Origin of the sequence: Clostridium sp., assembly GCF_032552055.1 — a bacterium.
Classification (GTDB): domain Bacteria; phylum Bacillota; class Clostridia; order Clostridiales; family Clostridiaceae; genus Clostridium.
In genome coordinates this window covers 1-10,915 of the sequence record NZ_JAWGSV010000099.1, presented here as the reverse complement: position 1 = coordinate 10,915, position 10,915 = coordinate 1, and the positions used below count along the sequence as shown (strand labels likewise).

The window sequence follows — 10,915 nt, the reverse complement described above, 5'->3', positions numbered from 1 at the left end:
AATTAAAGTTTTAAACAGTTATTTTATCTATAAAAAATAAAGTTTACAAATGTTATGTGAAAGTTGAATTGCAACTTGCCAAAGGTCAACTAAGCATAACATAGACATTTTATTTTTTAAACTAAACTTAGTTAGATATTACATGAACTGTAACAGTTCTTCTACCAAAGGAATAACATTCTTCAAGGGTATTAAAGTAAAGGTCAATTTTATTTCCTTTAATAGCTCCACCTGTATCTGAAGCTATAGCATATCCATAACCTTCTACGTAGACCTTTGAGCCGAGTGGTATTACGTTTTTATCTACAGCAACTGTGCTTAATCCATTTGGATCCCTTACAGGTTTTAGACCTAAAGCTGTAAGACCATGTCCAGTGTAAGCTGTTGCAGACATTGAGTATGTAGCTAAATAACCAGAACTTGTACTATCATTACTTTCATTAAAGTTATTGCTATTTTGAGAAATTGAATTTTCCTCTATTTCTAAAGTGTAAATTTTATTTTCAGCATTAGAAATAGCATCTTCAACTAAGCTAATGGCATAACTACTATTAAGTTGAGGTAATAGACCTCTTAAAGTGCTTAAGGCATCTTTAAGCTTAGAGATAGAATCACTGCTATCAACTATAGTAATAGTATTAGAAACCAAATTTACTTCATTAGCTTCTATAATTGACATTAATGAATCTTTCTCTTCATTTAATTTAGCTAAAAGAGATTCTTGTTCTTCTTTTTTCTTATTGATTTCAGCTAAATCATTTTCTATAGAAGCTGATAGTTTTTTTAGATCTTCTTTTCTTTCTTCTATTTTTTTACTATCATTTACTAAGTCTTCTTTCTTTTCATTAATCTCTGAAATTATATCTTTATCTACTGAAATTATCTTGCTAATAGCATCTATTCTTGAGAATAAATCAAAAATACTTTCAGAAGTTAGAATATAATATATCATATCTGTTGCCATGTTGCTTTTATACATGGAACGAATACGCTTGCTCATTAAGTCTTCTCTTTCTTTAATTTCAAATTGTGACTCTTCAATCTTTTTATTTATATTTTCTATTTCTGCTTCAGCATTTGTAATTTCAGTATTGTTCTTTTCAAGTTTATTATTTATTTCTTCAATTTCATTATTTAGTTTTCCAACTTCAGCATCTAGCTCTAAAGCTTTTCCATCTAGTTCTTTATATTTTGTCATGTTTTCATCAATAGTACCATTGCTAGAAGAGTTAGGCTCTGCAAATGCAATGTTATATGTATTATTTAAGCATAAAAATAATACTAGTACTAAAGAGAAAACTTTTTTCTTACTCAATAAAAAGCACCTCCTGAGTTTGATTTTAGATCACATTATAATTTTAGAATCCTATGAAAGGACATATAATCTATACTTTCAATTTTTATCTATACTTAAATAAATATATTTAGTTTCTAAGGTTATAGAACTATAATAATGTAAATTCTTAATTGAAAGATATGTATTAATATAAATAATAAATGTGACTAAATTTTAAATAATATATAAAGAAAGTATAAAATTAGCCATTATTAAATTTATTAAAAGGGACTTAATAATATTTATGATACTATAAGATTCAATTAAATAGCAAGTTTTCAACATTTTACTATCCTAATAGATTAATTAATAAAGAGGTGTTTTAGTAATTTAAAATTAGTTCAGTATCTTAGAAGTGTCGTAGATAAATTAAATGAAAATAAAACTCCCTACATTTATACAGGGAGTTTAAATAAATATTTTATCTTTAACTTATAGGTGATTTGGACCAATTTACATCCACTATTCCTTCATTTTCTAATCTTAGTTGTTAAATATATAATTAAATAAATTGATTAGGAGAATTAAATAATTTCCTTTAGTTTATTTGTTTATAAGCTTAACTAAAACTGCTTTTTGAACATGAAGCCTATTTTCAGCTTCTTCAAAAATGGTATCAGCATGCTTTTCTAATATTTCTGCAGTGATTTCTTCTTCTCTATGAGCAGGTAAACAATGCAGTACTATTGCATCTTCTTTAGCTAAAGTCATAAGTTCAGCATTTACTTGATAGCCATTAAATGCTTTTACTCTTTCTTTAGCCTCATCCTCTTTACCCATGCTTGCCCAAACATCAGTTATTACAACATCAGCATCTATAATTGCTTTTTTAGGATCATCAACTATTTCGAACTTTAAATTATTAGCTTCAGCAATTTCATTTCCTTTATTAATATAATGTTCCTTTATCATATAATTATTAGGAACTGCTAAAGAAATATTCATTCCTACTTGTAGACATCCTACTAGAAGTGATTGAGCCATATTATTTCCATCGCCAATATAAGCAACTTTAAGGCCGTCTAATATATTTTTATCTTCTCTAATAGTCATTAAATCAGCTAGGACTTGGCAAGGATGCTCATCATCAGTAAGTCCATTAATAATTGGAATGCTTGAACATTTAGCAAGGGCTTCAACTTCTCCTTGATCGAAAGTTCTTATCATAATTCCATTAACATATCTTGAAAGAACCCTAGCAGTATCTTCAATAGGTTCTCCACGACCAATTTGCAAATCATTAGAACTTAAGAATAGGGGATAGCCCCCAAGTTGATACATGCCCGCTTCAAAAGAAACCCTAGTTCTTGTAGAAGCTTTTTCAAAAATCATACCAAGAGTTTTGCCATCTAAGTGATGATGTTTAATATTATGCTTAAGCTCATACTTTAATTGATCAGCTAAATTAAGTATATCTAAAATTTCATCCTTCGATAAATCTTCCATTTTTAATAAATCCTTTTTCATAAATACCCCCAAAGTTTCAGTTAACAATTAACAAGTAACAATTAACAGTTATTGTTGAAATTAAACAAAATTTAATTTCTTAATTTTAAATAATATTGCAATGAATAATGAAAGAATGAAAAGTTAATAAAAACTAATGTTTTTATTAACATGAAAAAATGAAGGGGAAATTCAGCTCAGCTTAATTTTTTATAAAGAATTTGAGTTAAAAACTAGTCTACATATGAATTTGTATCTCTATCTTTTCATACTTTAATTCTTTCATTTTTTCATTCTTTAATTGATTAATTATTATATTATTACTTCTTCTAATATTTTAACTCCTGCTTCAATTTCTTCTTTTGAAATTATAAGTGGAGGAAGAAGTCTAACTACGTTCTTTCCAGCAGTTAGTACTAATAAGCCCTTTTTTAATGCCTTCTTTTGAATTTCAGAAGGTGGGACAGTTACTTCTATTCCTATCATTAATCCATTTCCTCTTACATCTTTTATAAAGTGCGAGTCAATGTTTTTTAATAGATATTTTAAGTATTGTCCTTTTTCTTCTATTTCCTTTAATGCTTTTTCATTGCAAAGTTTTTCTAAGACTACTAAGGCTCCAGAGCAAACAACTGGATTTCCACCAAAAGTAGTTCCATGATCGCCAGGATTAAAGGTTTGTGATAATTTTTTATTACATAAGAAGCCTCCAATAGGAAGTCCAGCCCCTAATCCCTTCGCAATTGTAACTATATCAGGCTTTGCATTATAGGATTCATAGCCAAATACTTTTCCAGTTCTTCCGATTCCACATTGTACTTCGTCAAAGATTAAGAGAATGTCTTTTTCCTTACAAATCTCATAAACTTCCTTTACAAAGTCAGAGTTTAATGGATGAACTCCACCTTCGCCTTGAATAGCTTCCATAATAATTGCACAAACTTCATTGCTTGCTTTATTTTTAAAGTCTTGTATATCATTAACGTCTACATAATCAAATCCACCTGGGAAAGGGAAGAAGTAGTTGTGGAATTTATCTTGACCAGTTGCTGTTAATGTAGCTAAAGTTCTTCCATGGAAAGATTGTTTTAAAGTTAATACTTTGTGTCTATTTAATCCATATTTGTCAAAGCTATATTTTCTAGCAAGCTTTATAGCTCCTTCGTTAGCTTCTGCCCCAGAATTACAAAGAAAAACCTTATCCATCTTTGTAATTTCAACTAACTTTTCAGAAAGAGCTAAGGTTTTTTCATTTAAGAAAATATTTGATGTATGTTGAAGAGTAGAAGCAGTGTCAGTAATAGCTTGAACCCAGTCATTATCTCCATATCCAAGACTATTAACACCAATTCCACTAGTAAAATCTATATATTTATTTCCTTTATCATCAAAAAGATAAGAACCTTCTCCCTTAACTAAGTTAACAGAGAGGTAAGAGTAAGTTGACATTAAAGGTAAATTATTTGACATTTTAAAAGCCCCCTTTTTAATAGATCATTGTTCCAATTCCTTCATTTGATAGTAGTTCAAGTAGTATTGAATGATGCAAAGTTCCATCTACTATATGAGCTGTCTTAACACCCATCCTTACTGCTTCAACGCAGCATTCTATTTTTGGAATCATTCCACCATGTATTATTTTATCTGCATATAATTTTTTAACCTCATGTAATCTTAATGTTGATATTAATGAAGCTGGATCTTTGGGATCTACCATTAGCCCTGGTACATTAGTTAAAAGTATAAGTTTTTCTGCTTTAAGTGCAGCCGATAATTTAGCAGCACATGTATCAGCATTTATATTGTAGGACTCAGTAGAGTTTTCCCCTATTGCAACTGAGCCTATTACTGGGATATATCCAGCTGAAAGGGCCATATCAATTATAGTAGTATCTATAGATGTGATTTCACCAACATACCCAAGGTCTAATGAACCTTCAAATTTCTTTGCTTTTATAAAGGAACCATCTAAGCCAGTTAGGCCAATAGCTTTACCACCAGCACTTTCTATTAATGAAACTATATCCTTATTAACTTTACCACCTAAGACCATTTTAACTATTTCCATAGTCTTTTCATCAGTGTATCTAAGGCCATCTATAAATTTGCTTTCTTGACCTATTTTAGTTAAAAACTCTGAAATATCTGGGCCACCACCATGGACAATAACAGGTTTTAAACCAACACATTGCATTAAAACTATATCAGTTGCTACACTTTTCCTAAGTTCTTCACTAGTCATAGCATTTCCACCATACTTTATAACTACAATCTTTCCAGCTAAGGATTGAATGTAGGGAAGTGCTTGAGTTAGTACCTTTGCATATTCTATATAATTCACTTTCTAGCGCCTCCTTTAGCTTCTATAATCTCCATTTATTTTCACATAATCATAGCTTAAGTCGCATCCCCAAGCCTTTGAAGAATATTTCCCTGAATTCATACTTATTAAAATTTGAATTTCATCTTTTAATAATATTTCCTTTGCCTTAACTTCATCAAAAGGTAGAGGCATTCCATCTTTGCAAACTTCAACTTCCCCAACAGAGCTTTTAAATGATAGATTAACTTTATCAGGATTAATATTTACTCCAGAATAACCAAGGGCACATAATACCCTTCCCCAATTAGCATCACTACCAAATATTGCAGTTTTTACAAGAGGTGAGTTAATAACGCTTTTAGAAAGTATTTCTGCATCTTTTTCTGACTTGCAATTACTTACTATACATTCAATAAGCTTAGTAGCACCTTCACCATCTTTAGCAATCATTTTAGAAAGAGTGATGTTTAAAGTGTTTAAGACATCAATAAAAGTGTAGTAATCATCATTTTTTTCAACTATTTCTTCATTGGAAGCTAAACCATTAGCTAGTACAAGAACCATATCATTAGTACTAGTATCTCCATCAACACTTACCCTGTTATAACTTATTTTAGTACTTTCCTTTAATGCCTCAGATAGCAGTTCACCAGAAATATTTAAATCTGTTGTAATAAAAGAAAGCATAGTTCCCATATTTGGCTCAATCATTCCTGATCCCTTAGCCATTGCCCCAATTGTAACTACCTTATCCTTTATTTTAAATTCAAAGGCAAGCTGTTTTTTATAAGTGTCTGTAGTCATTATTGCTGTAGCAGCATCTTCATAGCCTTCCTTTGAAAGTCTTTCAGTTAACATTGGAATTCCATCTTTAATAGCATCAATATTAAGGGGAACACCAATAACCCCAGTAGAAGCAACTAGTATATCACTAGTTTTTAATCTAAGAGCTTTCCCCTGAAGCTCAGCCATTCTCTTAGCCTTAACTAATCCATCGCTTCCGTTGCATGTATTAGCATTTCCACTATTAACTATAATAGCCTGAGCTTTTTTATTAGATAAATGCTCCTTAGTTATATAAATAGGAGCCCCCTTAACCTTATTTTTAGTATAAACACCAGCAGAATTAGCTTGTACTTCTGAATAAATAAGAGCTAAGTCTAGCTTTAAATTATTTTTTTTAAGACCACAGTGAATTCCAGATGCAAGGAATCCTTTAGGTGCTGTAACACCTTGATTAGATAGTAGTTTCAAAATAAAAACCCCCTTTTTAGTAATTGGAAAAATGAAAAAATGAAGAAATTAAAGGTGAAGTAAAATTATATTTAGTAAATAAGTTTATAAAAATGTGAATAAGATAAATATTATAAAGTTAATAATCTAATAGGAGGTGATAAAGTTTATGAAAAATGCCATATTAGATAAAAGTTTTAACTTCAGTTTAGATATAGTAAAACTATATCTAAAATTAAAAAATGAAAAAGAGTATATTTTATCAAAACAGTTAGTTAGATCAGCAACGTCCATTGGAGCAAATGTAACAGAAGCTCAATATGCCCAAAGTAAGAAAGATTTTATAAATAAAATGAGTATTGCTCTAAAAGAAGCAAATGAGTCTGAGTACTGGCTAAATTTATTATCAAAAGCAGAAATAATAAATGAAGCAGAATATAAAAAATATATAACACATTGCATAGAGGTAAAGATTTTATTAATAAATATAGTCAGAAAAAGCAAAGAGATTTCATAATTTATTAATTAAAGCAATTTCTTATAACTCTCTAATTCCCCAATTCCTTAATTCTTTTATTACTTCATTACTTAATTCCTTCATTATTAATTTTTTTCATTTTTTCATTCTTTCATTCTTTCATTCTTTCATTCTTTCATTAAAATTAATTTCCTGCAGAAATTAATTTTAACCCATCAGTTTCTTCGAAGCCTAGAATTATATTCATATTCTGTATGGCTTGTCCGGCAGCGCCTTTTATCATATTGTCAATAGCACTTACTATTATTATTCCATCTTTTCTGTGATTTAGATGTAATGAAATATTGCAGAAATTAGTGTGTTTAACTTCTTTTATTGAAGCTGTTTCCCCAAGTGGAAGCACATTTATAAATGCTTCATTTTTGTAAAATTCTGAATATAATTTATGAAGTTTTTCTAAGTTTACATTCTTAGATTTAGGACTACAATAAATTGTTGAAACTATTCCTCTGTTTATTGGTAGTAGGTGAGGAGTGAAGGTTACTTGTACTTTTTCATCCGCTATTTTAGATAAACATTCCTCTATTTCAGGAGTATGTCTATGTGAGCCTATACCATAAGGAGAAAAGTTTTCATTAAGTTCAGGATAGTGAGACTTTAATGTAAGACCTCTTCCTGCACCAGTGGCTCCTGATTTAGAATCACAAATTATATTATCAGTTTTTATAATAGAATTTTTTAATAAAGGCATAAGTCCAAGCTCTATTGAAGTTGGATAACAGCCAGGATTAGCTATTATTTTATAATCCTTTATCTTATCTCTATTAAATTCAGGTAAAGCATAAATACTTTCTTTATGAAGATCTTTAAATTTATAGTCTTTACCATACCAAGTTTTATAGTCTTCTTCATTTTCAAGTCTAAAATCTGCCCCAAGATCTATTAGGACTTTATTTCCCTTAAATACTAATTCTGCAATTTCTTCGCTTAATCCATGAGGAAGTGCAGCATATATTACATCACATTTTTTTATTACTTCATCTTGATTTTCACATATTAAATTAGTTACTCCATAAAAGTTTTTGTATATAGATGATATTTCTTCGCCTTCATAAGATACAGAACTTATGGCTTCAACCTTAACCTTTGGATGGTTTAATAAAAGTCTAAGTAGCTCTGCACCAACATAGCCTGTAGCTCCAATAATTCCTACTTTAAGCATGCGATAGCCTCCTTAGTATTTTTGATTGATTCTTTTAGTAAGTCTAATTGTATTCTTACTGAAGAGGAACTTGGGCCTCCAAATACTTTTCTTTCCTCAACACATGTAACTAAATCTATTGCTACATAAATATCTTCTTCAAATATAGGTGAGAAGTTTTTAAATTCTTCCATTGATAAATCATCAATTGCTAAGTCTTTTCTTATACAATAAAGAACTATTTCACCAACTATTTCATGAGCTACTCTAAAAGCAACACCTTTTTTAACTAAGTAATCTGCTACATCAGTGGCATTTGTAAATCCTAAGGTAGCTCCTTTTTTCATGTTAGATTTATTGACTTTTAATGTGCTGAGCATTCCTATGAATGTTTTAAGAGAAAGGTTAGCTGTATCTAATGCATCAAATAAAGCCTCTTTATCTTCTTGCATATCTTTGTTGTAGGCTAGTGGTAACCCCTTCATAACTGTTAATAAAGTCATTAAGTCACCATAAACTCTTCCGGTTTTTCCTCTTACAAGTTCAGCAACATCAGGGTTTTTCTTTTGAGGCATTATACTGCTACCAGTACTATATTCATCAGCTAATTCTATAAAGCTAAATTCATTTGTTGCCCAAAGAATAATTTCTTCTGAAAATCTTGATAAATGCATCATTATCATTGATAAAACTGATAATGCTTCAATTGCATAATCTCTATCTGAAACTGAGTCTAAACTATTATTAGTAATAGAGGAGAAGCCAAGTTCTTTAGCTACCATATTTCTATCTATGTTGTAAGTGGAAGTTGCAAGAGCACCGCTACCTAGTGGCATTTCATCTAGTCTCTTATAGCAATCTAGTATTCTGCTTAAATCTCTTTTAAACATTTCAGAATAAGCTAGCAGATGATGTGCGAAAGTTATAGGTTGTGCCTTTTGCATATGAGTATATCCAGGCATTATTGTAGTTACATTTTCTTCAGCCTTTTTATAAATGACTTCTTGAAGATTAATAACATCCTTTGATAATTCTATTAAAGCTCCTTTTAAATATAACTTTGTATCTAAAGTAACTTGATCATTTCTACTTCTACCAGTATGAAGCTTCTTACCTTCATCACCTATATAGTAAGTTAAAGTCCCTTCAACAAAGCTATGAATATCCTCAGACGACTCATCTATTTTAATTACTCCGTTTTCTATTCTTTCTAAAATTGTTTTCAATCCTGCTATTATTTTTAAACTATCTTCTTCTGGAATTATATCTTGTTTACCTAACATATTTGCGTGAGCTAAACTACCTAATATATCTTCTTTATACATCCTTGAATCTACTCTTATTGAGGAGTTAAAGTCATTTACTAATGAATTAACTCCTTTTTCAAAACGTCCACCCCAAAGTTTCATAATTATTTACCAGCCTTTTTTAGGGCTTCCTTCATTTTTGAATTTACAGTGATAGGTAGTCCAAATAGATTAATAAAGCCTGCTGAATCCTTTTGATCATATACAGCATCTTCTCCAAAAGTAGCATATTCTTCACTATATAAAGAGTATGGAGATGTCATTCCAGCATTAACTAAGTTTCCTTTATATAATTTAAGTTTAACTTCGCCAGTAACATTTTCTTGAGTTTTATCTATAAAAGCAGTTATAGCTTCTCTAAGTGGTGTGTACCATTGTCCATTGTAAACAAGTTCTGCAAATTTTAATGCAATTACTTCTTTATAATGAGCGGTTTCTTTATCTAAGCAAAGTTCTTCTAAATCCTTATGAGCCTTATAAAGAATAGTTCCACCTGGAGTTTCATATACTCCTCTAGACTTCATTCCAACAAGTCTATTTTCAACCATATCTATAATTCCAATGGCATTCTCGCCACCAATTTCATTTAATTTCTCTATTAAAGTAACGCCATCTAATTTTTCACCATTTAAAGCAACTGGAATTCCTTTTTCAAATTTTAAGGTAATATAAGTTGCCTTATCTGGAGCCTTTTCTAAGGTATTAGATAATTCTAAGATTTTATCATACTTAGGCTCGTTACTTGGATCTTCTAAATCTAAGCCTTCATGACTTAAGTGCCATAAATTCTTGTCCTTACTATAATTAGTTTCATAGCTTATAGAAATAGGAATCTTTCTATTTAAAGCATATTCTATTTCTTCTTCTCTAGACTTAATATCCCAAATTCTCCAAGGAGCTATAATATCCATGTCAGGTGCAAAAGCCTTAACAGCAAGTTCAAATCTAACTTGGTCATTTCCTTTACCAGTACAACCATGACATATAGCATCTGCTCCCTCTAAAAGTGCAATTTCAACTAATCTTTTTCCTATAATAGGTCTTGCAAAAGAAGTTCCTAATAGATACTTTCCTTCATATATTGCATTAGCCTTAATAGTAGGGAAGATATAGTCATTAACAAACTCTTTAGTTAAATCTTCTATATAATACTTTGATGCCCCAGTTTTAAGTGCCTTTTCTTCTAATCCTTCAAGCTCGTCTTTTTGTCCAACATTACCAACTACTGCAATTACTTCACAGCCATAGTTTTCTTTAAGCCAAGATATTATAATTGAAGTATCAAGACCTCCTGAGTATGCTAGTACAACCTTATTATATTTTTTCATATTAAAAGCCCCCTTTTTTCAATTAGAAATTAAAAATTAACAATGAATAATTAAGGATGTAATTTGTTCCAAATTACTAAAATAAGAGTTTATGATAAGTCCTTGTTATTCATTTCTAAATTTTAACTATATTTCAAATATGTTTATAATTATACCTATAAGAGTATAATTATGCAATAAGAATATTAATATTTATACAATTATTTTGCATAAAAATTAAAATTATGTAATAAAAATAATAATTTATGCATAAAAATATATTT

The 10,915-nt window shown here is 29.7% G+C and carries 9 protein-coding genes; 1 reads left to right on the top strand and 8 read right to left on the bottom strand.

The genetic code is table 11. The features are described from left to right. Positions 1-127 precede the first annotated feature (127 nt). The 5 genes from E6248_RS08450 to argJ form a co-directional block, all read right to left on the bottom strand. A complete protein-coding gene (locus E6248_RS08450; protein WP_316340379.1) occupies positions 128-1,315 on the bottom strand; it encodes a 3D domain-containing protein in 1,188 nt (395 codons plus the stop codon). Positions 1,316-1,879: 564 nt separating this feature from the next. Then, the gene (argF, locus tag E6248_RS08445; RefSeq protein ID WP_316340378.1) at positions 1,880-2,803 is read right to left on the bottom strand and encodes an ornithine carbamoyltransferase; all 924 of its coding nucleotides are present in this window, start codon (positions 2,801-2,803) and stop codon (positions 1,880-1,882) included. Between the two features lie 291 nt (positions 2,804-3,094). Further along, the gene (locus E6248_RS08440; protein ID WP_316340377.1) at positions 3,095-4,252 is read right to left on the bottom strand and encodes an aspartate aminotransferase family protein; all 1,158 of its coding nucleotides are present in this window, start codon (positions 4,250-4,252) and stop codon (positions 3,095-3,097) included. A 16-nt stretch (positions 4,253-4,268) separates the two neighbouring features. Then, positions 4,269-5,123, bottom strand: coding sequence for an acetylglutamate kinase (argB, locus tag E6248_RS08435; protein WP_316340376.1), 855 nt, complete (start codon positions 5,121-5,123; stop codon positions 4,269-4,271). 15 nt (positions 5,124-5,138) lie between these two features. Further along, positions 5,139-6,359, bottom strand: a complete 1,221-nt coding sequence (gene argJ, locus E6248_RS08430) for a bifunctional glutamate N-acetyltransferase/amino-acid acetyltransferase ArgJ (RefSeq protein WP_316340375.1) — start codon at positions 6,357-6,359, stop codon at positions 5,139-5,141. Between the two features lie 148 nt (positions 6,360-6,507). Between argJ and E6248_RS08425 the strand changes: the two genes are divergently transcribed. Next, the gene (locus E6248_RS08425) at positions 6,508-6,855 is read left to right on the top strand and encodes a four helix bundle protein (protein WP_316340374.1); all 348 of its coding nucleotides are present in this window, start codon (positions 6,508-6,510) and stop codon (positions 6,853-6,855) included. A gap of 145 nt (positions 6,856-7,000) precedes the next feature. On the opposite strand, the gene argC is transcribed toward E6248_RS08425, so the two are convergent. The 3 genes from argC to E6248_RS08410 are packed head-to-tail and all read right to left on the bottom strand — an operon-like array spanning position 7,001 to position 10,652. Further along, on the bottom strand, positions 7,001-8,038 hold the full coding sequence (gene argC, locus E6248_RS08420; protein WP_316340373.1) for an N-acetyl-gamma-glutamyl-phosphate reductase: 1,038 nt from the start codon (positions 8,036-8,038) through the stop codon (positions 7,001-7,003). Beyond that, positions 8,026-9,426 carry an argininosuccinate lyase gene (argH, locus tag E6248_RS08415; RefSeq protein WP_316340372.1) on the bottom strand — a complete coding sequence of 467 codons (1,401 nt, stop codon included), beginning with the start codon at positions 9,424-9,426 and terminating at the stop codon, positions 8,026-8,028. Before argH ends, argC begins: the two co-directional genes overlap by 13 nt. A gap of 2 nt (positions 9,427-9,428) precedes the next feature. Continuing rightward, a complete protein-coding gene (locus E6248_RS08410) occupies positions 9,429-10,652 on the bottom strand; it encodes an argininosuccinate synthase (protein ID WP_316340371.1) in 1,224 nt (407 codons plus the stop codon). Positions 10,653-10,915: the final 263 nt, after the last annotated feature.

Coding starts and splice junctions, on each gene's coding strand:
- E6248_RS08425 (WP_316340374.1), top strand. CDS start 6,508: ATGAAAAATGCCATATTAGATAAAAGTTTTAACTTCAGTTTAGATATA.
- E6248_RS08440 (WP_316340377.1), bottom strand. CDS start 4,252: ATGTCAAATAATTTACCTTTAATGTCAACTTACTCTTACCTCTCTGTT.
- argH (WP_316340372.1), bottom strand. CDS start 9,426: ATGAAACTTTGGGGTGGACGTTTTGAAAAAGGAGTTAATTCATTAGTA.
- E6248_RS08410 (WP_316340371.1), bottom strand. CDS start 10,652: ATGAAAAAATATAATAAGGTTGTACTAGCATACTCAGGAGGTCTTGAT.
- argF (WP_316340378.1), bottom strand. CDS start 2,803: ATGAAAAAGGATTTATTAAAAATGGAAGATTTATCGAAGGATGAAATT.
- argC (WP_316340373.1), bottom strand. CDS start 8,038: ATGCTTAAAGTAGGAATTATTGGAGCTACAGGCTATGTTGGTGCAGAG.